Source organism: Pseudomonas sp. ANT_H4 (genome assembly GCF_008369295.1).
Lineage (GTDB): Bacteria > Pseudomonadota > Gammaproteobacteria > Pseudomonadales > Pseudomonadaceae > Aquipseudomonas.
The window spans coordinates 35,537-60,256 of record NZ_VOBG01000012.1 but is presented as its reverse complement, the minus strand read 5'-3'; the positions used below and the strand labels follow the sequence as shown (position 1 = coordinate 60,256).

Annotated in this window: 18 protein-coding genes and 1 pseudogene; 4 read left to right on the top strand and 15 right to left on the bottom strand. The window is 59.4% G+C overall.

Going from position 1 to position 24,720, the window contains the following annotated elements; genetic code table 11:
• Positions 1–30: 30 nt before the first annotated feature.
• From FQ182_RS16835 to FQ182_RS16795, 9 genes are all read right to left on the bottom strand, one after another.
• Entirely contained in the window at positions 31–993 is a 963-nt protein-coding gene (locus FQ182_RS16835; RefSeq protein ID WP_256666204.1) for a hypothetical protein, read from the bottom strand.
• Positions 994–1,802: 809 nt separating this feature from the next.
• Positions 1,803–2,630, bottom strand: coding sequence for a hypothetical protein (locus tag FQ182_RS16830; RefSeq protein ID WP_149413145.1), 828 nt, complete (start codon positions 2,628–2,630; stop codon positions 1,803–1,805).
• A 399-nt stretch (positions 2,631–3,029) separates the two neighbouring features.
• Positions 3,030–5,435, bottom strand: a complete 2,406-nt coding sequence (locus FQ182_RS16825) for a TonB-dependent receptor (protein WP_149413146.1) — start codon at positions 5,433–5,435, stop codon at positions 3,030–3,032.
• 96 nt (positions 5,436–5,531) lie between these two features.
• Positions 5,532–6,503 (bottom strand): FecR family protein, encoded by a 972-nt coding sequence (locus FQ182_RS16820; protein WP_149413187.1) that lies wholly within the window; start codon positions 6,501–6,503, stop codon positions 5,532–5,534.
• A 32-nt stretch (positions 6,504–6,535) separates the two neighbouring features.
• On the bottom strand, positions 6,536–7,036 hold the full coding sequence (locus tag FQ182_RS16815; protein WP_149413147.1) for a sigma-70 family RNA polymerase sigma factor: 501 nt from the start codon (positions 7,034–7,036) through the stop codon (positions 6,536–6,538).
• A gap of 80 nt (positions 7,037–7,116) precedes the next feature.
• Complete coding sequence (locus FQ182_RS16810) at positions 7,117–8,472, bottom strand: MATE family efflux transporter (RefSeq protein WP_149413148.1); 1,356 nt, start codon at positions 8,470–8,472, stop codon at positions 7,117–7,119.
• Positions 8,473–8,566: 94 nt separating this feature from the next.
• Positions 8,567–9,865, bottom strand: a complete 1,299-nt coding sequence (locus FQ182_RS16805; protein WP_149413149.1) for an FAD-binding oxidoreductase — start codon at positions 9,863–9,865, stop codon at positions 8,567–8,569.
• On the bottom strand, positions 9,862–10,950 hold the full coding sequence (locus FQ182_RS16800; protein WP_149413150.1) for a polyamine ABC transporter substrate-binding protein: 1,089 nt from the start codon (positions 10,948–10,950) through the stop codon (positions 9,862–9,864). Before FQ182_RS16800 ends, FQ182_RS16805 begins: the two co-directional genes overlap by 4 nt.
• A gap of 79 nt (positions 10,951–11,029) precedes the next feature.
• A complete protein-coding gene (locus tag FQ182_RS16795) occupies positions 11,030–12,388 on the bottom strand; it encodes a glutamine synthetase family protein (protein WP_149413151.1) in 1,359 nt (452 codons plus the stop codon).
• 162 nt (positions 12,389–12,550) lie between these two features.
• Here FQ182_RS16795 and FQ182_RS16790 point away from each other — a divergent pair.
• Positions 12,551–13,462 (top strand): annotated as a pseudogene (locus FQ182_RS16790) (helix-turn-helix domain-containing protein).
• 213 nt (positions 13,463–13,675) lie between these two features.
• Complete coding sequence (locus tag FQ182_RS16785; protein WP_149413152.1) at positions 13,676–15,880, top strand: TonB-dependent siderophore receptor; 2,205 nt, start codon at positions 13,676–13,678, stop codon at positions 15,878–15,880.
• Here the strand turns inward: FQ182_RS16785 and FQ182_RS16780 are convergent, their stop codons facing one another.
• From FQ182_RS16780 to FQ182_RS16765, 4 genes are all read right to left on the bottom strand, one after another.
• Positions 15,881–16,318, bottom strand: coding sequence for a carboxymuconolactone decarboxylase family protein (locus tag FQ182_RS16780; protein ID WP_149413153.1), 438 nt, complete (start codon positions 16,316–16,318; stop codon positions 15,881–15,883).
• A 123-nt stretch (positions 16,319–16,441) separates the two neighbouring features.
• Positions 16,442–17,884, bottom strand: coding sequence for a mechanosensitive ion channel family protein (locus FQ182_RS16775; RefSeq protein ID WP_149413154.1), 1,443 nt, complete (start codon positions 17,882–17,884; stop codon positions 16,442–16,444).
• Positions 17,885–18,010: 126 nt separating this feature from the next.
• Positions 18,011–18,637 (bottom strand): isochorismate family cysteine hydrolase YcaC, encoded by a 627-nt coding sequence (gene ycaC, locus FQ182_RS16770; protein ID WP_133100476.1) that lies wholly within the window; start codon positions 18,635–18,637, stop codon positions 18,011–18,013.
• A gap of 125 nt (positions 18,638–18,762) precedes the next feature.
• The gene (locus FQ182_RS16765; protein ID WP_149413155.1) at positions 18,763–19,629 is read right to left on the bottom strand and encodes a pirin family protein; all 867 of its coding nucleotides are present in this window, start codon (positions 19,627–19,629) and stop codon (positions 18,763–18,765) included.
• Between the two features lie 106 nt (positions 19,630–19,735).
• On the opposite strand from FQ182_RS16765, the gene FQ182_RS16760 reads away from it, so the two are divergent.
• Positions 19,736–20,644: a LysR substrate-binding domain-containing protein gene (locus tag FQ182_RS16760; RefSeq protein WP_149413156.1), complete on the top strand. Its 909-nt coding sequence runs from the start codon at positions 19,736–19,738 to the stop codon at positions 20,642–20,644.
• An 82-nt stretch (positions 20,645–20,726) separates the two neighbouring features.
• On the opposite strand, the gene FQ182_RS16755 is transcribed toward FQ182_RS16760, so the two are convergent.
• Positions 20,727–21,962, bottom strand: a complete 1,236-nt coding sequence (locus tag FQ182_RS16755; RefSeq protein ID WP_149413157.1) for a M20/M25/M40 family metallo-hydrolase — start codon at positions 21,960–21,962, stop codon at positions 20,727–20,729.
• 68 nt (positions 21,963–22,030) lie between these two features.
• On the bottom strand, positions 22,031–23,089 hold the full coding sequence (locus FQ182_RS16750) for a diguanylate cyclase (protein WP_149413158.1): 1,059 nt from the start codon (positions 23,087–23,089) through the stop codon (positions 22,031–22,033).
• Between the two features lie 241 nt (positions 23,090–23,330).
• Here FQ182_RS16750 and FQ182_RS16745 point away from each other — a divergent pair, with 241 nt between their 5' ends.
• Positions 23,331–24,719 carry an amidase gene (locus FQ182_RS16745; RefSeq protein WP_149413159.1) on the top strand — a complete coding sequence of 463 codons (1,389 nt, stop codon included), beginning with the start codon at positions 23,331–23,333 and terminating at the stop codon, positions 24,717–24,719.
• Position 24,720 lies beyond the last annotated feature (1 nt).

Sequence of the window (24,720 nt, the reverse complement as noted above, 5' to 3'; positions counted from 1 at the left end):
AGGCGTCTCAAGCACCGATGAGAGGATGTGTTACATGCCCTTTTCTTTCTTGTCGTTCTTCAGCCAGCGATCAATGCTGTAGTTCTTTAGCCAGCCATCGTCATTGTGGCTACCAAAAATATTGGTACCGTTGGCTTTGGTGCTGTCCAACGAGGCCAGCAAGCCAGGACGTTCAATCAGGTTCTTTGCCATGTAAACCTGTTGTTCGCTGTATTTTTTCTTGGGCAACCCATTCGCTGGATCGAGGACCACATTCGCGCTCTTGTCGACTTCGTCAGGGTCCTTGCCCATCTCGATGAGCTTGTCTTTATTCACGTAACGGTGTTTTTCGAAAAAGAATGACCGGTCTTCTGATTTGTCCCTCAAATCATCAAATACGCCTCTAAACGTCTTGACGAGTTGGGCGTTGCTCATTGAATGAAACGGATCAGCGCTCTGCGTATTAGGGTCGGTGTTGCCCACCAGGCTGTCAGCCGCCTCGGCAAGGCTTTTTTCGGTGATTTTTCCAGCATTGCCGATGATCGCTTCGTTCAAGCGCGGACGATTGAGGATCGCCTTGGCCAGCATGATATTGCGGTCCCGCCCTTCACTCTCGCCCATTTTTTCAGCAGCGATTTTCTGCAGGGAGGACTGGGTCAATTTGCCATCTTTTTTAAATTTATCCAGCTCTGAAAAGTTGTTCTTGAATGCGGTCGCCAACAGGCTGTCCGACGAGCTGACGTAGGGATTTCCAGAAGTCTGCATCCCGCCATGGATGTTCTGAAAGTCCACGTGCCGGGTCTGGGGGGCAGGCATGCCTGGAAACTGCAAAGGGCCGGCATAAGCAGTGACCTGACCAGGTGCACCAAGCGCTCGGACATCCATTCCCGGACGAGTGTAACCCGTACCACCGGATGCCACGGGGGCTGCGCGCTGCTCCGAACCAAGTATTGCCTTAATATGCGGCGGTACGAGAGTTAGTGTGCCGCCGGGATTGATACCGTTGATAGTCATGATTCACTCCACATATTTGAATTGTGATGCCTTGGCCCTGACAACCGTAATATCCGAGAACAGGCCGTCTATTAATGCGGGACAAGCAAAACCTGTGTGGTGCTACAGCCGTAATGGTTCCGGGAAAAACCCTTGATAACGTTGCCAGGTGCCAGGAAAGTTTGATTATTTTTAACTGTCGGCTCTGCCAACCAGGAATCGGGCCAGCCTACTGCGGGCTGGCCGAGCCAAACAGCCTGGCCCATAGGTGACTCATGCAGAAGGACATGGCTGCCCATATTGGCGAAGACGGTTTCACGTCCTGAAGCGTGTGCGATTCGCTGGGCAAGGTGCCTCTATTAAAATCTTCGGCAGTAGGCGCCTGAAAGACGCGTTGACGCGCAACCGACCCGGGCGGCGATGAAGAGCAGTTGGGACCGTGCTGCGCAGCAGTTACTGGTAGCACCGCGCCAACACTCATGATGAGAAGCGCAGCGTTGCTGACACCTTGTAAAAGCCCACTCTGGTAACCTGTAGGCATCTGTTCTGAAACAGCGATGGACGGCCGATTACAAGGATCATTGCGAAGGAAACTGTGGGATTCAAGCGAGGTTGAATTCATGGTCAAAACCTAGTCCAGGGTGTAAAAGCCCAACCACTCAAGAGCCCGCCGGCATGCCCTGTGTGGCAAACCAGCGAAAATGGTTCCTGCACATTGAGCAAAGCTGACAAGACACCTCAAGTTTATCCAGATGCCGTTATCAGCGGCTCAAGGCAGGTTATTACGACTTCAATATCTATGAATAGTGTGGCCAGAAAACTATCGAACTCTAGCCTGGCAAAGACGACGCTGTTACTCCATCACCGTAATAAGGGTTGCTATTACCCTTGGACTTTTCTACTGCAATCTGTAGATTTTTTCGATCAATAAGCCCGTCATAATTTCCGGTTTCAGAGTGTTTATCTGAAAGCCCGAGAAGATTGGGACGCATCAAGTACTCTTGAGCCAGCAGAGTGTCACGATCCTGCGAGAAGTTACCGGAAGGATATGGACGATCAGCAATCGCCTTGAGTGATTTTTCAGAGATATATCCACGCTCCTTTGGATCTTCGAACGTGCCAAAGCTGTTTTGCAGTGCTTGGGCAAGACTCGCATCAGACTGCCGGGAAAACTCATTCCTGGGAGGTTGCCCGTAGGATGGCGGCGGGCAATACCCCGGATCCGGCAAAGGCTGCGGGAAAACTCCGGGCCCACAGCCATTCCCCGGCTGGCCGGGTATGCCGCCACCCCAACCTGGGCCGCCCCCACCCACAGGAGGTTGACCCATCACTTGCATGAAAAAATTCATCATATTCATATAGAACCGCTGGATCGGGTTCATATAGGAAGCCTGTACCTGGCCATAAGAGGGCGCCGCGTTATTGCCCGGTGCCTGGAATGAGTTCGAACGTGTAAAGTTCCTCATGTTCGGGGAGCCAAAAACCTGGTTCTGGCGTTGCGATTCAAAGAATTGAAGCCCTTGCGGCGCCCCCCCTCCGTTGAATACAAACGGAGCCTGTGTCGATTGATACCCTGAATGCTGTCGCGGGCAACAGGTGCTTTGCATGCCGGACGTCGCCTGTTGAGGATCAGGCTTTTGACCTGCAGAAATAGACACAGTCACTCCGTTACTACTGCGAAACTCAGTTTGTGCGTATGTCATGTGAAACCCTCTGCTCAGTTTGTGAAAGCACACCACCTGCCGACGTCCGGGCGCCAGCAAGTACACGTTATGTGGCAAGCCAGCAGAGTTGGTTCCTCGATATGATTTTTATGCGTTATTGGCTGAGGGAAAAATCCGACATTAACCTGTTAACAGTACTTATTGCGCCGTCAGATAATAATCAGCCAATACTCATTGGCAGGAATAGTCCTACCCACTTGAATCACGTAGTCATCACGCCGACTCAATGTCGAGTATGGAACCGATTGGAAAGGCCCAACGTCCTCTATCAAGCTAAATAGACTCCCACAGACTTGCATTGCGCATTCTGTAAGAGTCTGCTTGAGCGGGTACTTAGAAACCTACGCTGGCCTGCACAAAGAACGTGCGCGGTTCGCCCAGGTAAATCCCGGCATTGTTATCACTGGAACGGGTGTAGTGCTGCTGGTCGAAGACGTTTTTCACACCGACGCCCAGTTTCAGGTTCGACAGTTGCGCACCGAAGTCGTAACCGCTGCGCACGTTGACCGACACGTAGCCTGGGATATCACCGTACTGACCGTCAGCGGTGGGCTGGGTGACGTAGGTGCTGGTAGTACCCGGCGCACGCTGGCCGGACTGGGCGTAGACGTCGAGGTTGTGGGTCCAGTGGTTGACGTCGTAACGCAGCCCCAGGGTCGCCACTTCTCGGGAGTACAGCGGCAGGTCACGGCCCTTGAACGGCACGTCGCCCTCGGAGGTGGCCTTGGTGTAGGTGACGCCGGCATTGGCGGTCAGGCCTTCCAGGCGCGGGTCCAGGTTCGCCAGGTCGTAATGGGCCGAGGCCTCGATACCGGTGTGCTTGGTGGCGCCGAGGTTGGTCCAGCCCACGTCGTTGCTGACGTATTGCAGCTCATCGGAGAAGTCGATGTAGAACAGCGTCACTTCGCCGCCCCAGACGTTGTCGTTGTAGCGCGTACCGATCTCGTAGGTCTTGGCTTTTTCCGGTTGCAGGCCGTTGGCGGTCTGGTCGCCGTTACCGCCCTGGCCGAGCTGAAAGTATTGCAGGCTGCCAAAAGACGTTTCGTAGTTGGCGAACAGTTTCCAGGCATCGGAGAGGTGGTACATCACGCTCAGTGCCGGCAGCGGCTCATTGTTTTTGATCTGGCGACGTTTCTCCTGGACCGTGGTGCCGTTCAACGCCACCACCGGGCGGTCATGCCATTCGGTGCGAATACTTTCGAAGCGAATGCCCGGCGTGATGGTCCACTTGCCCACGTCGATCTTGTCATCGATATAAAATGAGTTGGCCTCGGTGCCACCGGTGCGGTCCTGGTAAACATGGCCGTCATTCTGGCCGACCGGCGTGGGCTGGTTGTTGACCAGCGCCAGGCTGGTGGCCTGCTCGTGCATGCCTTCTTTCAAGTAGCGATAACCGATGCTGGCTTCCTGGGTAGTCGGGCCCAGATCAAAGACATGGGACACCCGTGGCTCGATGCCGAAGGTGTAGTAGGTGCGTGGGTAGGAACTGAGGGCTTTCAGGTCGCGGTTGGCGATGTTGCTGCCACGGAAACTGTCCGAGTAATAGGTCAGCACTTCGGCCTGGGTGCGGTCGTCGATCTGCCGGATGTATTTGAAGGACACATCCTTGCGCCGGCCACTGAAGTTGTCCCAGTCACGCACCGATTGATACGGGTTGGCGTCGAACTGCTTCTGGGTCAGGCCGCCGGGCATGTCGGCACTGGCATCGTAGTAGTGGAAATTCAGCGAGAAGTCGTCTTGATCGGTCGGCGCCCAGTGGGTCTTGAAGATCACATCGTCGATGTCGTTGGCGTTGTTGCTGTTGCGATAACCGTTGCCGTTGACTCCGGAATACAGCAGCGCCGCACCGATGCCGTTGTCGGCCGTGCCACCGATAAAGGCATTTTCCACATGCTTCCAGCCGCCGTGAGCGGAGGTTTGCAGGGTGGTGCCGACTTCACCGGAGAACTTCTCGGGGATCGCGCGGGTCACGAAGTTGATCACGCCGCCGACGTTCTGTGGCCCATAACGTACGGAACCGGCGCCGCGCACCACGTCGATGCTGTCCAGGTTGCCGGCGGAAATCGGCGCCATCGACAGCTGAGGCTGACCATACGGGGCAAAGGCCGCCGGTACGCCGTCGATCAGCACCGTGGAACGTGGCGACAGGCGCGACGTCAGGCCGCGCACTCCGACGTTGAGGGAAATATCGCTGCCACCGGTACCGTTGGACTCCTGCACCTGCACACCCGGCACGCGCCGCAGCACGTCACCGACGTTCATCGCGCCCTGCTCCACCATGGCTTCGCGGCGAATCACCGTTCGCGCGCCGGGGTGGTTTTGCACCACTTCGGCATTGGCATCGCCCAGCCAGTCGCCGACCACCTTGATGTCGGTGGCACCCAGCTCCAGGGGCGAACCGGCTTCACCGGTGCCACTGGACAACGGGCGCAGCGTCACCGACCCAGAATCAATCTGGTAGTCCAGGCCGCTGCCTTGCAGCAATTGGCGCAAGGCTTGTTCTGGCGACAGGTTGCCGTCCACCGCAGGCGCTTGCTTGCCGGCCACCATGTCTGGGCTGAAAAACACTTGCAGGGAAGTTTGCTGCCCCAGCTGGCTCAGCGCCGAACTCAAGGGTTGAGCCTGGATATGAATGGCGTCGTCAGCGTAGGCCGCCGGGATCGCGGCACTGACCGCAAGAGCCAGGGCCAGTGGAACCCAACGGGATAATTTATTGTTTTTCACGGCGAGTTTTTTCACGTCGAACCTAGTCCTGTGATCGCAAGAGAGTGCGCCCGTTAATGAAAACCAGTTGCAGTTGGACAAGAAGACGAAGAACTCGGAAAAAACCTGAATCTAGCGTGAAATTATTTCCTGGCTGCCGTCGGGAAGTGTGCGCAGGGCCACCGGCAATATGTGCGGCAAGGCCTTGAGCAACGCGTCGGTGTCATTGGATTTGAACACGCTGGTCAGGCGCAGAGTGCTCGCCGCCGTGCTGACCCGTAGCGGTTGCTCGCGGTAGCGGGAAACTTCCCGGGCCACTTCATCGAGGGTCGCGTTGTTGAACACCAGCTTGCCGGTGCGCCAGGCTGTGAGTTCTTCTGGATTGACGGCGTAAGCCGTCGCCACCAGCCCCTGGCCATCAATCACCGTGCCCCGGCCTGCCGTCAGCGTGACGAGATGCTCCGGGGATCGGCCCTGCACCTTGACCGTACCGGCCTCGACCACCACGCGGGTCTGATCCTCATCTCGGCGCACGTCAAAACGGGTACCGGTGACCGTCACCTGCCCTGCTCCGGCCTTGACCACAAACGGCCGACTGCTGTCGTGCTCGACACTGAACATCGCTTCGCCCTGCTTGAGCTCAATGCCGCGCTGGCCCTTTTCGTAATGCACGATCACCACGCTGCGACTGTTCAAGTCCATCAGCGAACCGTCCGGCAACGCGACCTGACGGCGCTCACCCAGGGTTGTACTGAATTGGGCCTCATAAGCCTGCGGATGATTCAAGCCGCTAAACAGCCCAAGGCCAACGGCGAGCGCCAACACACTGGCCGCCACCGCATAACGCAGCAGCGGGGGGCGCTTGGTACGTGCCGGTGGCGTATCGCACAACGCCTGTAACCGATCCTTGGGCAACAAATCAGTGACGCTCCACAGCCCTTGCAACACGTCAAATTCGTACTGATGCTCAGGACTCTCCTCACGCCAGGCGTCGAAACGGCTACGCTCCTCGGTGCTCAACGGGCTGTCCTGCAGACGCACGAACCATTGCGCGGCCTCGTCTCGGGCCGTCGCGCTGCCGCCGGCACACTCACGGGTATCCATCATGGAAGGTCCTGTTTCAAAACGGGCATGGGTCATGGGGCTATCGCGTCCAGGCGCTCGCGCAGATGCCGCAGGGTGCGGATCATATACTTTTCCACCATGTTTTTAGAAAGCCCCAGGCGCTCGGCGATTTCCTGCTGGGTCAGTCCTTCGATCTTTTGCCAGATAAAAATCTTGCGGCAATTGAGCGGCAACTCGGCCAAGGCCCGCTCGATGGAGGCCGCCAACTGGATCGCGTGCATGAAGTGCTCCGGGTCGCCGCTGGGTGGCGAACTCTGATCAAAGGCTTGCAACGCCATCGCCTCCCGCCGGTCTTCGCGACGATAGGCATCGACGGCGATATTGCGCGCGGTCTGATGCAGATAGGCGCGAGGCTGCTCGACCTGGGTCGATTTTGATTCAAGCACCCGCACGAAGGTATCGTGGGCCAGGTCCTCGGCCTGCTGACGGTTTCTCAGGCGGCGCGTCCAGGTCCCGATCAACTCTTCGTAGTGCTCGAAAAAACCTGTTCTGCGGGGCGGCTGAGGAGTCATCGGGATGCACTGGGTAGGCGGGACGTGAATAGTAATGCTTCCTATTAAGCGGAGCAATTGCTTCCCATCGCCCAGACCATTCAAACCAACCGTTTAATCTGCTTATGCCGCCAAACCAACCGGTAATACGCCGTCTGCAACGCCAACATCGTCAAGTACGTCACCGGAAATGCCATCCACACCCCTTCCAGCCCAAACCGCGCATTGAGCAGATACGCCACCGGCAACTCCACCCCCAGCACGCAGAAAATCGAAATCGCCACCGGCATCAACACCACCCCACTGGCGCGCATGATCCCCCCCACCACCGCCTGGAAGCCGAACACCAGGATGCTCCAGAGCATGATGTGCAGCAGGTGCTCGGCCTTGATCCGCGCTTCGTTGTCGGTGATGAACAGTCCCAGCAACCAGTGGGACAACATATAGCCCAGCACAATCAAGCCACCGGTCAGGCAAGTGTTGATCAAAAGCCCCGTGCGCAAGATCGGCCCGATGCGTTCTAGGCGTCCCGCACCAATGGCCTGGGCGCCGAGGATCGAGGCCGTGATGGCAATCGACAGCGCCGGAAACTGCACATAGTTGACGATCTGCGTCACCGCGCCATAAGCCGCCGTCGCCTGGGAACCATGGCTGTTGACCAGCGCCAGGATTACCAGCTCCGACAGCGACAGCACTACCATCTGCAAGCCAGTGGGCAAGCCGATGCGCAAGACTTTGCCGAGGATCGCCCGGTCCAGGCGCAAAGCCTTGAGCAGTTCGCGATCTGGTGCCATAACGTGCTTTTTGTGGCGCAGGCGCAGCACCAGAAACAACATGGCCAAGGCGTTGCCTACCAGCCCGGCCCACACCGCGCTCTGAATACCCATGGGCGGCAAGCCGATCCAGCCGCGAATCAGCGCTGGGGTCAGCAGCAGGCCCACCAGTGTCGACACCACCAATGCCAACAACGGCGACACCGTGTCGCTCACCCCCCGCAGCAACTGGGTGTAGAGGATAAACACCAACAGCAGCGGCATGATCAACATCATCATCTGCGCATAACCGACCGCGTCGTCCAGCACATCCACCGGCGTGCCCAGAGCCTGCATCGCCGGGCGGGCGAACAGGCTGCCCAACACCGCAGCGATCACACCGATCAACGCACCCAGCGTCAAGGTGGCACCGGTGATCGACTTCACCAGGCCCGTCTCCTGCGCCCCCCAGGCCTGGCCGATCAGCACCGAGGCGCCCGCCCCCAGGCCAATCACCAGGGCGATAAAAAAGAACACGATGGGAAACATCCCCGATACCGCCGCCAACGCCTGGGTGCCGAGCATTTGCCCGACATAAATGCCGTTGAGGGTGCCGGAAAAACTCTGCAGGAAATTGGACAGCACCATCGGTGCCAGAAAGATCAGGTAGACCTGCCACAGCGGGCGTTGCAAAGGGTTTTGCATGAAATGCGGGGCCTCGGGAGAACAAAGCGACCGAGGGGTTATACCGTAAATGGATCCAATCGCGCTGCGCTTTATCCGCACTCGGGCTCGACGATCAACGCAACATCTCCCGCAGCCGATACCACAACATCCCCAGCGCCAGCAGTGGCGAGCGCAACGCCTTGCCGCCGGGGAAGGTCATGTGTGGCACCCGGCTGAAAATATCCAGGCCCTGGCTGTGCCCGGCGTGAATACCTTCGGCCAACAACCGCGCGCACCAATGAGTAACGTTAAGGCCATGGCCGCTATAGCCCTGGGCGTAGAACACATTGGGGTATTGGTTGAGCCGCCCCACCTGGGGAAACCGATTGGCGGTGATGCCGATCTTGCCGCCCCACTGGAATTCAATGGCGGTGCTGGCCAGTTGCGGGAAGACCTTGAGCATCTTCGGCCGCATGTAAGCGACGATATCTGCCGGGTCACGACCGGAGTAATGGCAGGCACCACCAAACAACAAACGGCGATCTGCCGAAAGCCGGTAGTAATCGAGCCCGACCTTCTGGTCACACAACGCCAGGTTCTGCGGGATCAACTGGCTAGCTACTTCAATCGATAACGGTTCGGTAGCGATGATATAGCTGCCAGCGGGAAGCACCTTGCCACTCAAGCGCGGCTCCAGGTCTTCCAGATGCGCATTGCACGCCAGCACCAGGCTGCCCGCGCGCACGGTGCCAAACTCACAACGCACCTGCACCGTATCGCCATGGATCAATTCCAGCACTGGGGTGTTTTCGAAGATTCGCACACCAAGGGATGCAGCGACGCGGGCCTCCCCCACAACCAGGTTCAGCGGATGCAGGTGTCCTGAGCCCATATCCACCAGGCCACCGGCATACAAACCCGAACCCACCACCTGCTGTATATCCTGCGGTCCCACCCGCCGGGTTTCATGGGCATAACCCAAGGTTGCCAAACTCTCCAGCTCACCCTGAAACGCCGAGAACTGCGCGGGTGTGTTGGCCAGTTCGCAAAAGCCCCAGCGCAAGTCGCAGTCTATGGCGTGTTCGCGGATGCGCTCGCCCACCAGCGCCACCGAATCGATTCCCGCCTGTTGCAGGTAACGCACGCCTTCCTCGCCCACATAGCGGGCAAAACCGGAGACGTCATGGCCGATTCCGCGTATCAACTGCCCGCCGTTGCGCCCGCTGGCGCCCCAGCCAATGCGCCGGGCTTCCAGCAGGATCACCGAAAGTCCGCGCTGAGCCAACTCAATGGCGGTGTTGATCCCGGTAAAACCACCGCCGATCACGCAGACATCGGCGCTCAGGTCAGCGTCCAGTGATGGACGCCGGGGCATGGCGTTGGCCGAAGCAAGGTAGTAGGACCGGGCGTGGTCTGAAGACGAGAGATTCATTGATTGGACTTCACTTTGCTCCAGCCGCGGGTCATCACACGCATGATCGCCGGGCTTGGGGTGGTCGATATGTAGAGTTTGTCGAGCACTTCCTGGGGCGGGTACACCTCAGGATTGTTCACCAATTGCGGGTCCATATAGGCCTTGGCTGCCGGGTTCGGGTTGGCATAGCCGACGGAGGCGCTGACCTTCGCAATCACCTGCGGGTCCAGCAGGTAATTGATAAAGGCATGGGCTTCTTTCGGGTTGGCGGCGTCCGCCGGGATAGCCAGCAGGTCGAACCACAGGTTGCTGCCTTCCTTGGGAATCGAATAGGCAATGTTGACGCCGTTATTGGCTTCCTTGGCGCGGTTGGCGGCCTGAAACACATCACCGGAGTAACCGAAGGCCACGCAGATATCACCGTTGGCCAGGTCGGAAATGTACTTGGATGAATGGAAATAGGTGATGTACGGCCGCAGGGTCAACAGCTTGGCTTCGGCCTTTTTGTAGTCTTCAGGATTCTCACTGAGCGGGTCCATGCCCATGTAGTTGAGGATCGCTGGGAACACTTCATCCGCCGAGTCCAGTACAGCCACACCGCACTGGGTGAGTTTCTGCAGGTTCTCGGGTTCAAACAACGCCGCCCAGGAATCGATATGGTCGATGCCCAGCACCTGCTTGACCTTGTCGACGTTATAGCCAATGCCGTTTGTGCCCCACAGATACGGCACCGAATGCGCGTTGCCCGAGTCGTTTTTCTCCAGCAGCGTGAGCAGTTTTGGGTCCAGATTCTTGTAGTTGGGCAACTGCGAGCGATCCAGTTTCAGAAACGCCCCTGCTTGTACCTGGCGCGCCAAAAAGTGGTTGGATGGCACCACCACGTCATAGCCGGTGCGGCCAGCCAGCAGTTTCCCCTCCAGGGTTTCATTGGAGTCGAACACGTCGTAGATCACCTTGATCGAGGTCTTGGCCTGGAAGTCGACCAGGGTGGTCTCGCCGATGTAGTCGGTCCAGTTGTAGACGCTGACCGTTGGCGCGGCCTGGCTCGTAGCGCTGAACAACACCGCCAAGGCCAGTGGAAGAAGCTTTTTCACACGACGCATATCGAGACCCCTTTGCATGATTTTATTGTTATGTAATCGCCCACCCACGACGACAAGCTGTCGAGGCGTGTTTGGGGCGTTAGACGCTCAGCAACAAAAACTCGCGCTCCCAGGAACTGATCACCCGCTTGAAATTCTCGTGCTCGGCACGCTTGACCGCGACGTAGCCACGGACAAACTTGTCGCCCAGGTACTGCTTGATGGTTTCGCACTCTTCCATCTTTGTCAGGGCGTCTTCGAGGGTGATCGGCAGGCGCATACTGCGCCGCTCGTAGGCTCGGCCTTGCACTGGGGGGCTCGGCTCGATCTTTTCGATCATCCCCAGGTAGCCGCACAACAGGCTCGCGGCGATGGCCAGGTACGGGTTGGCGTCGGCTCCCGGCAGGCGGTTTTCCACGCGCATGGCGTCGGGGCTGGAAGTGGGGACGCGCAGGCCGACGGTGCGGTTTTCTTCGCCCCACTCGACGTTGACCGGCGCCGACGTCTCCGGCAGGAAGCGGCGGAACGAGTTCACATTCGGCGCAAACATCGGCAGCAGCTTGGGGATGTACGTCTGTAAGCCGCCGATGTAGTGCAAAAACAACTGGCTCATCTTGCCGTCATCGTCGACAAACACCGGCTTGCCGGTGGCGATATCCACCACGCTCTGGTGAAGGTGCATGGCGCTGCCGGGCTCGTCCGCCACCGGCTTGGCCATGAAGGTCGCGGTGACGTTGTGCTTGAGCGCCGCTTCGCGCAGGGTGCGCTTGAACACGGTGATCTGGTCTGCCAGGTCGAGGGCGTCGCCGTGGCGGAAGTTGATTTCCATCTGCGCCGGGCCGTCTTCGTGGATCAGCGTGTCGATGTCCAGGCCCTGGGCTTCGCACCAGTCGTAGACGTCTTCGAACAGCGGATCGAATTCGTTGGCGGCGTCGATGGAAAACGACTGGCGGCCGCTTTCCGCGCGACCTGAGCGGCCTAGCGGGGTTTTCAGCGGCAGGTCCGGGTCTTCGCAGCGCTGGGTCAGGTAGAACTCCATTTCCGGTGCGACAATCGGCTGCCAGCCCCGGTCAGTGTAGAGCTGCAAGACCTTTTTCAGCACGTTGCGCGGCGACAGTTCAATGGGGTTGCCGTGCTTGTCGAAGGTGTCGTGAATGACGATGGCAGTGGGCTCAATGGCCCACGGCACGGCGTAGGTGGCGTTGGATACCGGGCGGCAGATCATGTCGATACCGGCCGGGTCCAGCAGGTCGTAGTAGATGTCGTCGTCGACAAAGTCCCCGGTGACCGTTTGCAACAAGACACTTTCCGACAGGCGCATGCCTCGCTCATGCAGGAACTTGTTGGTGGGTGCAAACTTGCCGCGTGCGATGCCAGTAAGGTCACTGATCACGCATTCGACTTTGGTAATTTTGTGTTCTTTCAACCAGTCGGACAGCTGATCGAAGGGGGTGTGCATAAAGACCTCGGTATAGGTTTGAAAAGCGCCGGCAGTTCGAGCAGGCTCCAATGGCCCACTTCCCCCGCAGCGCGTTGAGGTCTATCTTGAGCCCGCAGCTCGACGGCATCTATCCACTTTTCGCCAACCATAACGCACCAATAGAGTGCGCCCAGGTTACCCATGACACAGGCAACAGCTTTGCGCGTACAGGCCTTCACCACCGGTGATGTGGCCGCTCAATGCAGTGCGACACCCGGCTGGGTGCAGCAGTATCAGCAGATGTCCCCGGGGCATTTTGCCGGGCATATTCGCTATCTGGACCTGCAAGGGGTCCATGTGTACGAAGAGCGGATGAACACGCGGGTGGAGCAGAGTTTCAACGCGCCGCCGGGTTCGTTGGCGTTCTGCTTCGATGGCAGCGACAACGCGCTGTATATGCTCAATGGCGAAAGCCGCAACATCTGGATCACGCCAGAGAACTACCGTGAAGTGGCGGTGGTATTTGGCCCGCAGTTTGTCCAGAGGCATGCCCTGGACGTTGCGAAACTGGAAGGGCTGTTCATGGCCCCGCTTAATTCGCTGCAAAACGCCCTGTTCAGTCGCTGGCTCAGCACAACGCTTACTCGCTTGTCACAAGTAATCGATGCGCCCAACTGCGACGCCCTGACTCAGCAGTTGCTGGACGATTGCCTGTTCATTCTCGATAACGCTTGCGTATGCCTGGACAAGGGTTCGTTTCAGCGCCGTACCGAAGAGCGAATCATCATGGCGCGGATCGGTGAATGGGCGGCGGATGTGCCTGATGAAACCGTCAACCTGATGGAGCTGGCGCGCATTGCCGGGGTGCCGTTGCGCCAGTTGCAAAACGGCTTCAAGTCCTACACCGGAATAAGCCCGGCGCAATGGTTGAGGCTGCGTCGGTTGAACAGTGCACGGCGGGAACTATTGAATCCGCCGTCAGTAGAGACGACCGTGACCGAGGTGGCAATGAAATAGTCGTTTTGGCATTTGGGGCGGTTTTCCAATAGCTATCGGGCGTTGTTCCAGGAGTTGCCGAGCGAGACCCTGAAGCGCCACCAGAAACTTCGGTGACATGCTATCCAGTGCGCAGAAGATCGTTCCCACCCTCTGCATGGGAACGATCAATTTCGGAGAAACACCATCATCAACAGATGTACCGAGGTGATGCCATCGCAGTATCAGTATCTAAACAGCTTCGAAAGCAGGAACTCTCGAAAACTTGTAAACCAGCGTCGTTATGCCTAGTTTAAGCGCCCTTCGCTCTGCGCTCTCAGGCCTTCCCCCATGGTTTTGCGTTTTCGTCCTGCCGTTACCTCGCGTTTTGCCCTTGATGTGCTCACCCTTGGCCTGCTGCTCAGCGGCGGCATAAGCAGCAGCCTGGCCGCTGAAATAGAGCTGCCAGCGGTAAAAATCCAGGGGCAGGACACGTTCGGCTACCAGAACGACACCGCCTCGGTGGGCGGTTTCGACGAAGCGCCGTTGCTGGACACGCCCTCCTCGATCGCGGTGTTCAACGAATCCTTGATCAAGGATCAGCAGGCGCGCTTGCTCAGCGAAGTGCTGCGCAACGATGCCTCGGTCGGTGAAAGCTATGCGCCCATCGGCTATTACGAAAATTTCGTGGTGCGCGGTTTTCCCCTGAACGCCGCCAGCAGCTACAAAATCAATGGCCGCACCATCACCGGCGAGCAGAACGTCGCCCTGGAAAACAAGCAGCGGGTGGAATTACTCAAGGGTTTGTCGGGCCTGCAAAGCGGGATTTCCGAGCCCAGCGGCGTGATCAACTACGTGACCAAGCGCCCGGAAGATGTGCGTTCGGTGACGGTGTCCACCGATGATCGTGGCAGCGGCTATATCGCTACTGATGTCGGTGGCTGGTTTGGCAGCGAGCAGCAGTTCGGCCTGCGAGCCAACGTCGCCCATGAAGACCTCAACTCCTATGTCGAACACGCCAATGGTCAGCGGGATTTCCTGTCCCTGGCGTTTGACTGGAACATCAGCCCCGACGCGGTGCTGCAACTGGACGCCGAGTATCAAAACAAGGAGCAGCGTTCGGTGCCGGGGTATCAGTTGCTTGGCGGTACCGAAGTGCCCCACGACACTTCGCCGAAAAAGCTGCTGGGCCATCAGAGCGGCGCCAAGCAGGTGGGCATCGATTCGCTGAACCTCAATGGCAAGTTCGAGTACCGCTTCAGCGATCAGTGGAAAGGCAGTGTCAGCGCGGCCCGCAGCAAGGTGGTGATTGATGATTACAGTTCGTTTGCCTGGGGTTGCTACGGTTCGACCAGCTGCTCGGCGGCCAAGGTACCGAACTACTTCAGCCCCGAAGGCAACTACGACATCTACGACTTCCGCAGCCCCGATGACACCCGGCGCAATGATGAAATCCAGGCGGCAATGACCGGGTTGTTCAACACCGGTGGCCTGGGGCATGAGCTGACGTTTGGGACCAGCGCGTTTCGGCGGGTTGTAGACAAGCGTGAACCGATCAATTTCATGAGAAATATGCTGCCTGACGGCACAGTGCTCGGCACGGGTAATATCGATCATGACCCAGAAAACTTCCCGGCTTACGACGGCCCACTGAACGACAGCCACCGCCGCCTCGACAGCCGCCAGTACGGTCTGTTCGTCACCGACCGCATCAGCTTCAACGAGCAATGGCAGACCGTACTGGGTGGCCGCGAAGTACGCCTCGACGAACAGGCCTACGACAAGGATGGCAACGAGTCCCGCCATACCCAGCAATATGTATTCCTGCCTCAGGCGGCGCTGATCTACAAGCCGATAGAAAACCTGTCACTGTACACCAGCTACAGCAAGGGCCTGTCCCTGGGTGGCGAAGCACCGTGGTTTGCCCTCAACAGTTTCGAAACCCTCGCCCCAACCGTCTCCCGGCAAATCGAAGCCGGCGTCAAATACGACTGGCGCCGCATCAGCTTCGCCGCCGCCGTTTTCCAGACCCGCCAGGCCTACCAATACGCCAAGCCGGATGCAGCCGGCGACTACACCTACGTCCAACAGGGCGAACAGAAAAATACCGGCCTGGAATTGTCCGCCAACGGCTGGGCCACATCGCGCTTGCAGATTGCCGCCAGCGTGGCGGCGATTCGCGCCCGCGTCAGCGGCAGTGGCACGCCAGAGTACGAAGACCATCAGGCGATCAACGTGCCCAAGCTGCGGGCCAGCCTCTACGCCGACTACGCCCTGCCCTGGGTCGATGGCCTGGCCGTGCTCGGTGGCGTGCAATACAGCGCCAGCAAGTACGCCAATCGCACCGGGCAAGTCGAGGTGGGGGATTATGCAGTGGTCAATATCGGCAGCCGCTACAGCACGCGCATCGACGGCTATGAAACGGTGTTCCGCCTGAGCGTCGACAACCTGTTCGACAAGCGCTACTGGCGCGACGCGGGCGAGTACATGGGCGATGACTACCTGTTCCAGGGCGCACCGTTGACGGCGCGCTTGAGTGCGTCGGTTAACTTCTAACTATTTAGGCATCTTGCGAAAGCCCACTGCCAAGCGATTCCAGCTGTTGATGGTGGCAATGGCCACGCTCAGGTCGACTTGCTCTTGCGGGCTGAATTCGGTGCTGAGCAACGCGTAATCTTCATCCGAAGCATGAGTCTGGCTGATCAGGGTCAGGCTTTCGGCCCAGGCTAGGGCCGCACGCTCGCGAGGGGTGAAGAATGGCGTTTCGCGCCAAGCCGAGACGGTGTACAGACGGCGTTCGGTCTCGCCGCCCTTGCGGGCATCGGCGGTGTGCATGTCCAGGCAGAAGGCACAGCCATTGATCTGCGAGACGCGCAGGCGTACCAGTTCCAGTAGCGGCAGTTCCAGAGAGAGTTTGCCGACCGCGGCTTCGAGGGCGAGCATGGCCTTCATCGCGTCGGGGGAAGCGGTGTAGAAATCGGTACGAGCTTGCATGGTGATGCTCCAGGACAGTGGGGATTGGTGACCAGCTTAGTCACCTCACAGGCGTGGACAAATAGCCAATTCGGACGAAGAACAGGTAGCCAATGCAAGCCCAGGCTGCTACGCAAATCAGAGTCAGGTGCGGCTGCGCAACCACTGCATAAAGCCCTTTTTCACCGGCACCACAGGGCTTTCCTGAGTCAGGTTCTGCGCTGCGTGCAAGCGGAAATCCAACAGGTTTTTCATCGCCTCGCTGATGTCGTGGCGCGCGTCCAGGCACGGCTTGAGGTATTCCTTTTCAATACGGTACAGGGTGCAGTAGGTCTTGGCGGTGAAGTCCGCCTGCATGGCCTGGTCCGACAGTATCCCGCCCTCCCCAATCACTTCGCCCGGCCCCATGCGACCCGCTTCAAACTTGTGCCCGGCCTTGCTCAGGATCACCGAAATCACCCCGGATTCGATGATGAACAGGTGATCGCTGATCTCGCCTTCAGGCAGGATCATGTCGCCGGCGCGGAAGGTTTGCAGGGTCATGTTCTGGCTGAAGGTTTCTTTCTCTTCCTGACGCAGGGTGGAGAAAATATTCGAGCTTTCCAGCAGCGCCCGTGCTCGGGAAGTGGGAGCAGGCGTGGCGCTTTCGGCGGATGACAGCAAGCTCACCCCCGCCGCCTGCAAGTGCCGATAAGCCAGGTCGTAGAGCTGGTTGCGCACCTCGCGCTTGAGGGTCATGGCGGGCACGAAACCGCTGATTTCATACTCCACGCCACCGCTGGCGGAGGTCTTGAAGGCAACGCTGGGCGCAGGTTTGGCCAGCAGCGGCCGGCAGCCTTGCATCGCCCGCTCCAGGGCATCAAGGACGGTTTGTGGTCGCGCATGGGGGCTGACTTGCAGGCTCACCGCCAAACCGAACATGTCCGCTGGGCGCGAGAAATTGATGATCTTGGCCTTGGCCGCCAGCGAGTTGGGAATCACTGCCATGCTGCCCTGGGAGGTTTGCAGGCGCGTGGCGCGCCAGTCGATATCGGTGACGCGGCCTTCGGTGCCGTCGATGGAGATCCAGTCATCAAGCTGATAAGGCTTGGTGGTATTGAGCACAATCCCGGAAAACACGTCGCTCAAGGTACTTTGCAAGGCCAGGCCGACGATGATCGCCACGGCGCCGGAGGTGGCCAGCACACCCTTGACCGGCAGGTCGAGCACGTAGGCCATGGCGGCGATGATGGCGATCAGGAAAATCACCGCGCCCATCAGGTCCTGCAACAACCGCCCGGTGTGGCCGACCCGTTGCATCATCAGCGCACCGAGCAACACCGTGAGAGTGCGCGCGGCAAACAACCACCAGCCGATCTGCAAGGCCGTGGCGGCCAAGTGCAAGGGCGTGTTGTCGGCATAGGGCGCGACCAGCATCGGGTTCATGCCGTCGTTGAACAACACGGCGCTGAATACGGCAAAGATCACCAGCCGTGCCACCAACTTCCAGTTTCCGGGGTTGACGGAGAAAAGGCGCCAGACGGCGATGTCGATGAGGATCAACGCCACGGCGCAGAGCATCGGGTGATCGGAGATAAATAAGAGCATCCAGGCGACTCCAGGGCGAATGGGGTGAAGATCGCATGAAAAGCGGATGGCGGGTATAGGGCCAGAATGCAAATACCCGCCATCGCGCAAAACAGTGTGGGAGCTGGCTGAGACGGCAGTGTTGTTTTATTTGGCGCCAGTCAAGGCGTTGTAGCTGGTAAACAGGTTGCGATAGTCCGGGATGTGGTTGGCGAACAAAGCCCCCAAACCTTCCACATCGTTGCGCCAGTCGCGATGCAGTTCACAGGCCAGGCCGAACCAGGTCATCAGTTGCGCACCGTTGGCCGACATGCGGTCCCAGGCCGAATGACGGGTGATTTCGTTGAAGGTGCCGGACGCATCCGTCACCACAAACACCTCAAAACCTTCCGCCAGGGCCGACAGCGCCGGGAATGCCACGCACACTTCCGTCACCACGCCCGCAATGATCAGCTGTTTCTTGCCGGTGGCCTTGATCGCCTTGACGAAGTCTTCGTTGTCCCAGGCATTGATCTGGCCTGGGCGGGCGATGTACGGCGCATCCGGGAACAGCGCCTTGAGTTCCGGCACCAGCGGGCCGTTGGGGCCGGTTTCGAAGCTGGTGGTGAGGATGGTCGGCAAGTTGAAGTACTTGGCCAGGTCGGCCAGGGCCAGCACGTTGTTCTTGAACTTGTCCGGTTCGATGTCACGTACCAGGGACAGCAGGCCAGCCTGATGATCAACCAGCAGAACGGCGGCGTTGTCCTTGTCGAGACGTTTGTAGGCTGTAGTCATGGGGTAGTCCTCGTTTCAGTGGTTATGCCGAGTCGGTTCGGCGTGGGTGAATCGGGTGCCGCCCACCAAAAGGTCGGCGCACGCAAGATTAAGGAGTAAAGGCCATCTATGGCCCCGGCGAACGCTTATCCGTGCATCTGGCCGAACTGGCCGGACTGGAAGTCGGCGAAGGCCTGGTGGATTTCCTGCTCGGTGTTCATTACGAACGGACCGTGGCCGACGATAGGCTCGTCGATGGGCTCGCCGCTGAGCAGCAGGACCATGGCGTCGTTGTTGGACTCCAGGCTGATCTGATCGCCATCGCGTTCAAACAGCGCCAATTGCCCTTCGCGCACCAGTTCCGAACCGTTGACCTGCACCGTGCCCTTGAGCACTACCAGGGCCGTGTTGCGTCCGGCGTGCAGGTCCAGGGTCACGACCTTGCCGGCGTTGAGTCGCACATCCCACACGTCAATCGGCGTGAAGGTGCGCGCCGGGCCTTGGGCTCCGGCAAATTCGCCGGCAATCAAGCGCAGGCTGCCGGCACCATCGGCCAGAGGCAGCGACGGGATATCGCCGTCGAGGATGGTCTGGTAACCGGCGTCGGCCATTTTGTCCTTGGCCGGCAGGTTGACCCACAACTGGACCATCTCCAGCGCGCCGCCACTGCGGGCGAAGGCCTCGGAATGGAACTCCTCGTGGAGAATCCCCTTGGCGGCCGTCATCCATTGCACATCGCCCGGGCCGATTTTGCCACCGGCGCCGGTGGAGTCCCGGTGCTCGACTTCGCCCTTGTAGACGATGGTCACGGTTTCAAAGCCGCGATGAGGGTGCTGGCCTACGCCACGACGTTGTTCGGTGGGGGTGAAGTCGGCAGGACCGGCGTGGTCCAGCAACAGGAACGGGCTGATGTGCTTGCCCATGGTGTCGTAGGAAAACAGGGTGCGAACCGGAAAGCCGTCGCCCACCCAATGGCCTCGCGGGCTGGTGTAGATACCGATGATATTTTTCATGGTGTGTCTCCAAATGGGTGAAAGCAGTTCATGGACACACCTTAAATCCGTTACCTTTTCAGCACTAGACAGCAAAAATGACCCTTAGCGTTCTATTTGGAGAACGATGGTGGAAGACCTCAACACCCTCTATTACTTCACCCAGGTGGTTGAACACCGTGGTTTTGCAGCGGCAGGCCGGGCGCTGGGCATGCCCAAGTCCAAGCTCAGCCGACGTATTTCGGAGCTGGAAGAGCGCCTGGGTGTGCGCTTGATCAACCGCTCCAGCCGCCATTGTTCCCTCACCGAGATCGGCCAGGCCTATTACCAGCGCTGCTTGGCGATGCGCGTGGAAGCCGAAAGCGCCGCCGAAGTGATCGAGCGCAACCGTTCCGAACCCCAGGGTATCGTGCGTCTGAGCTGCCCCACCGCCCTGCTCAACTCCTGGGTCGGGCCGATGCTGACTCGCTACATGCTCAAGTATCCGCTGGTGGAATTGCATATCGAGAGCACCAACCGGCGGGTCGATGTGATCCACGAAGGCGTTGATGTCGCCCTGCGCATCCGCTTCCCTCCACTGGAAAACACCGATCTGGTGATGAAGGTGCTGGGCAACAGCACCCAGTGCCTTGTGGGCAGCCCGCTGTTTGTGTCACACCTGTCGAACCCACCGCTGCCGGCCGACCTCAATGGCTTGCCGAGCCTGCATTGGGGCTCGGGGCAGCGGGAGTATCAGTGGGAGTTGTTTGGTGAGAACGGCGCCAGTGCGGTGATCCGGCATTTCCCGCGAATGATCACCGATGACCTGCTCGCCCTGCGGCATGCGGCGTGCGCCGGTGTCGGCGTGGCGCACCTGCCCAGCGTGGTGGTGCGCGAAGACATCGCGGCGGGCCGCTTGGTGAGCCTGATTCCCGGCTGGTCGCCGAGAACCGGGATCGTCCATGCAATCTTCCCATCACGCCGGGGCTTGTTGCCGTCGGTGCGCACCTTGATCGATTTTCTTGGCGAAGCGTTTGTGCAAAGCGATATGGCGTAAACAGGTATCCACCTCTATGACGGTCAACGCTCGCGTAGCTAATGACGAGTCTCAAAAGATGAGTAAGTACTTATTCTTCATATCAGCGCCTGGAAAGCTCCATGATCATCCGGCTCAACAGGTAAATCCGCGGCGCCACGCTCTCCACTTCGGCATATTCCTCTGAAGTGTGGATATTGCCCCCGACAATCCCGAAACCATCCAGCGTCGGCGTGCCCACGCCTGCCGACAGGCTGGCATCCGCCGCACCGCCGCTGCCTTCGATGGTCAGCTTGCGGCCCAACTCGCCATAGATACCTTGGGCGATGGCCACCAACTTGTCCGACTCCGGCGTTTGCGGCATCGGCGGCAAGCCGCGTTGCAGGGTGGTTTTAACTTCGGTTTCCGGAATCAATTTATTGGCCGAAACCCGCGCAAGATCCTTCTCGATGCGATCAAATTCTTCCGGCAACGCCGCTCGCACGTCAGCCTTGGCGATGGCCTGATCGGGGATCACGTTGGTGCGGTCGCCAGCCTTGAGCACGGTGAAGTTGATGGTGGTCTTCTTCTCCTCGTCCCCCAGCTTGCCCAGTTGCAGGATCTGGTGCGCCACTTCCATCGCCGCGTTGCGACCCAGTTCCGGCGCGACACCGGCGTGAGCGGCCTTGCCCTTGACCTCGACCACGGCGGTGGCGCTGCCCTTGCGCCAAACCACCAGCCCATCGGCCGGGCGACCCGGTTCCAGGTTGAGGGTGACGTCGTGGGCCTTGGCGGTTTTTTTGATCAGATCGGTGGCGGCGTCGGAGCCGGTTTCTTCGCTGGCGTCCAGCAGGAAGGTGATCTGCGCGTAGTCCTTGAAGTTCTGGTTTTTCAGCACTTTCAAGGCATAGATCCCGGCAACGATGCCGCCCTTGTCGTCCATCACCCCTGGACCGTAGGCGCGGCCATCCTTGATATGAAACGGCCGCTCGGCCGCCGAACCTTCCTTGAACACGGTGTCCATGTGCGCCATCAGCAGGATTTTCGCTTTGCCGGTGCCCTTGAGGGTGGCGATCACATGGCTGTTGTTGGCGGCAGCATCCGGCACCAGTTCGATGCTGAAACCGAGTTGCTTCAGCTCATCGACGGCGATGTCCCGCACTTGGGTCAGGCCGGGTTCGTAGCCGGAACCCGAATCGATATTCACCAGGCGCTCCAGCAGTTTCAGGGCATCGGCCTTGTACTGTTCGGCATCGGCCTGGATCAGTTTGTGAGGTTCGGCGCTGAAGGCCGGCATTGCCAAGCCAAAAGACAGCACCAGGGTGGCGGCCAGTAAGGTGCGGTGAAAATTGAAGGTCATGAACCGATCCTTGTTTTTGTTGGAAGGTAGCGCCACACCCTACCTGACAAAAGCCGGTTTGTTGATCCTCAAACCGACCTCAGCCAACTCCCCTGCACTGCACTGACCCGATTACGCCCGCTGCTCTTGGCCTCGTACAACGCCTGGTCGGCATCGTTGAGCCAACTGGTGGCATCGTCGTGAGACGGTTGATACGGCGCCAGGCCGATGCTCAGGCTGGCGCGCAAAGTCGGGTCCTGGGCGTAGCCGAGGGAACTGAAGCGGTCGCGCAAGGCCTCCATCACTTCGGTGGCGCGGCCCAGGGGCATGTCCGGCAGAATCACGCAAAACTCATCACCGCCATAACGCCCGGCCAAGTCAGTGGCCCGCAGGTTCTGGCGTAGCACTTTGCTCAACTGGCGCAGCACAATATCGCCGGCGACATGGCCGTAGGTGTCATTGATGACCTTGAAGTGATCGATGTCGATCAAGGCGATGGCGGCGCCCTGCTGCTCTTCGCGGCAGCGTTGGAACTCGATTTCCAAGTGGTCTTTCCAGGCACCGTGATTGAGCAAACCAGACAGGCTGTCAGTGCGACTCAGGGCCAGAAACTCGCGTTTGTGCTGGGCCAGGGTGATGGCCTGGCGGTAACAAATCCAACCCAGGGCCAGGGGATAGATCATCAGGATCGGCAGGCAGGCGTAGAGCTGGGTTTCGCTGGTCAAGGCGATGAATGTCGGGGTGAATATCAATATCGACACGCCTATCCCCAGCGCCTGGGCCAGCCAACCGATGAGCATGAACCGTGGGCCGCCGATGGCGACGTTGTTCATGGTCATCATCGACAAGGTGGTGACACTGGGCAGCGGATTGAACTGCATGGCAGCGACCCAGAAACCACCGCAAAACGAATCGAACAGCAGGTTACGGTGCTCGGTACGCAGGGAGTTTTTGGCGCGGCGCGACCATTGGTAAGCCAGGTGCGGCCAGACAAAGGCGTTGATGATCATCCAGGCCCAGACCCAGTTGGGTGGGGCCAATGGATACATGCCGGCAACCACGCAGATAAACCCGAGGCTCAGCCCAAGGCCGCGGGATTTGTACAGGCGTTTGGCGAGCGCAAGTCCTTTTCCTCCTGTAGCTGGCATGGTCTCGTTGATCCTGGATGAATGCAGGAAGTCTATCAGGGCAACGGCCAATAGCCACTACCGCTCAGAGGGTTAATCACCGCTGAGATAGGCGTGCCGACTTGCTTGCGCCACCCCGAGTGCACACAAAAGCGCAACACCGCCCTGCCTCGTTTGTGATGGCCGATCCCCCAAGGGGTTTATATAGTCCAGACCAATAGCCACCCGCCATGAGCCCAGGCCCACCCCAAGGAAGCGCTCGATGACTGATCTGCACACCCTCACGGCCGCGCAACTGCTGGAGCAATTCGCCAGCCGGCAACTGTCCCCCATCGACTACTACGACCACCTGCTGGCCCATATCGATCGCTGGGAACCAAAAATCCGCGCCCTCTACGCCTTCGACCCGGGCCAGGTCCGCCAGCAAGCCCAAGCCTCCACCGAGCGCTGGAACAAAGGCCAACCCAATGGCGTACTCGACGGCGTTCCCGTCACCGTCAAGGAACTGATCGCCACAAAAGGCACCTCGATCCCCCTCGGCAGCGCCGCCACCCGACTCACGCCGGCCCTGAACGACGCCCCACCCGCCGCACGAATGCGCGAAGCCGGCGCCATCATTCTCGCTAAAACCACCGCCCCCGATTTCGGCATGCTCTCCTCCGGCCTGTCGAGTTTCCACGGCATCACCCGCAACCCGTGGAACGTCGCCAACAACACCGGCGGTTCTAGCTCCGGCGCCGCCGCTGCCGCCGCTGCCGGTTACGGCCCGTTGCACATCGGCACCGACATCGGCGGCTCGGTGCGACTGCCCGCCGCCTGGTGTGGCCTGGTGGGTTTCAAACCGACGCTGGGGCGAATCCCCATCGACCCGTATTACACCGGCCGCACCGCCGGCCCCATGACCCGCACGGTCGACGACTGCGTGTTGATGATGCAGCACCTGGCCCGCCCCGATGCCCGCGACGCCACCAGCCTGGCGCCGCTCACCACCGAGTGGAGCAACCAACCGCTGTCGGTCAAGGGCCTGCGTGTCGGTTTGATGCTCGAACCCGGTGCCGGTCTGCAACCGGAGGGGTTTGTCTGCGAGGCGGTCGAGCAAGCCGCACGGTTGTTTGAGGCCCATGGCGCCAAAGTCACGCTGATCCCACCGATCATGGACCGCGCACAACTCGACGGCCTCGACCACTTCTGGCGCGCCCGGCAATGGGGCGATTTGTCGGCCTTGAGCAGTGAGCAGTTCGACAAAGTCTTGCCCTATATCCGCGACTGGGCCGCACCGGGCGCCGACATCACGGGCGTGCAAGCCGTGCAGGGCTTCAACCAGACGTTCGAAATGCGCCGCCGCGCAGCGCAAGCGTTCAGCGATCTGGACCTGATCCTCTCGCCCACCAACCAGGTCAATGCCTTCCCCGCCGAGTGGCCGTCGCCGAGCAATGACCCGCAACAACCGTTCGAGCACATCGTCTTCACCGTGCCGTGGAATATGGGCGAACAACCCGCACTGTCGATCAACTGCGGTTTCGCCGCCGACGGCATGCCCATCGGTTTGCAAATGGTCGCACCGCGCTTCGCTGATATCTGGCTGCTGCAAATTGCTAAAACCTATGAGAGCTGGCGTGGCGCAATCCACCACTGGCCGAACCCGTCCTGAC

Coding starts and splice junctions, on each gene's coding strand:
- FQ182_RS16750 (WP_149413158.1), bottom strand. CDS start 23,089: ATGCCAGCTACAGGAGGAAAAGGACTTGCGCTCGCCAAACGCCTGTAC.
- FQ182_RS16820 (WP_149413187.1), bottom strand. CDS start 6,503: ATGGATACCCGTGAGTGTGCCGGCGGCAGCGCGACGGCCCGAGACGAG.
- FQ182_RS16765 (WP_149413155.1), bottom strand. CDS start 19,629: ATGAAAAATATCATCGGTATCTACACCAGCCCGCGAGGCCATTGGGTG.
- FQ182_RS16780 (WP_149413153.1), bottom strand. CDS start 16,318: ATGCAAGCTCGTACCGATTTCTACACCGCTTCCCCCGACGCGATGAAG.
- FQ182_RS16755 (WP_149413157.1), bottom strand. CDS start 21,962: ATGACCTTCAATTTTCACCGCACCTTACTGGCCGCCACCCTGGTGCTG.
- FQ182_RS16775 (WP_149413154.1), bottom strand. CDS start 17,884: ATGCTCTTATTTATCTCCGATCACCCGATGCTCTGCGCCGTGGCGTTG.
- FQ182_RS16805 (WP_149413149.1), bottom strand. CDS start 9,865: ATGAATCTCTCGTCTTCAGACCACGCCCGGTCCTACTACCTTGCTTCG.
- ycaC (WP_133100476.1), bottom strand. CDS start 18,637: ATGACTACAGCCTACAAACGTCTCGACAAGGACAACGCCGCCGTTCTG.
- FQ182_RS16810 (WP_149413148.1), bottom strand. CDS start 8,472: ATGCAAAACCCTTTGCAACGCCCGCTGTGGCAGGTCTACCTGATCTTT.
- FQ182_RS16785 (WP_149413152.1), top strand. CDS start 13,676: ATGGTTTTGCGTTTTCGTCCTGCCGTTACCTCGCGTTTTGCCCTTGAT.
- FQ182_RS16800 (WP_149413150.1), bottom strand. CDS start 10,950: ATGCGTCGTGTGAAAAAGCTTCTTCCACTGGCCTTGGCGGTGTTGTTC.
- FQ182_RS16815 (WP_149413147.1), bottom strand. CDS start 7,036: ATGACTCCTCAGCCGCCCCGCAGAACAGGTTTTTTCGAGCACTACGAA.
- FQ182_RS16835 (WP_256666204.1), bottom strand. CDS start 993: ATGACTATCAACGGTATCAATCCCGGCGGCACACTAACTCTCGTACCG.
- FQ182_RS16795 (WP_149413151.1), bottom strand. CDS start 12,388: ATGCACACCCCCTTCGATCAGCTGTCCGACTGGTTGAAAGAACACAAA.
- FQ182_RS16760 (WP_149413156.1), top strand. CDS start 19,736: ATGGTGGAAGACCTCAACACCCTCTATTACTTCACCCAGGTGGTTGAA.
- FQ182_RS16745 (WP_149413159.1), top strand. CDS start 23,331: ATGACTGATCTGCACACCCTCACGGCCGCGCAACTGCTGGAGCAATTC.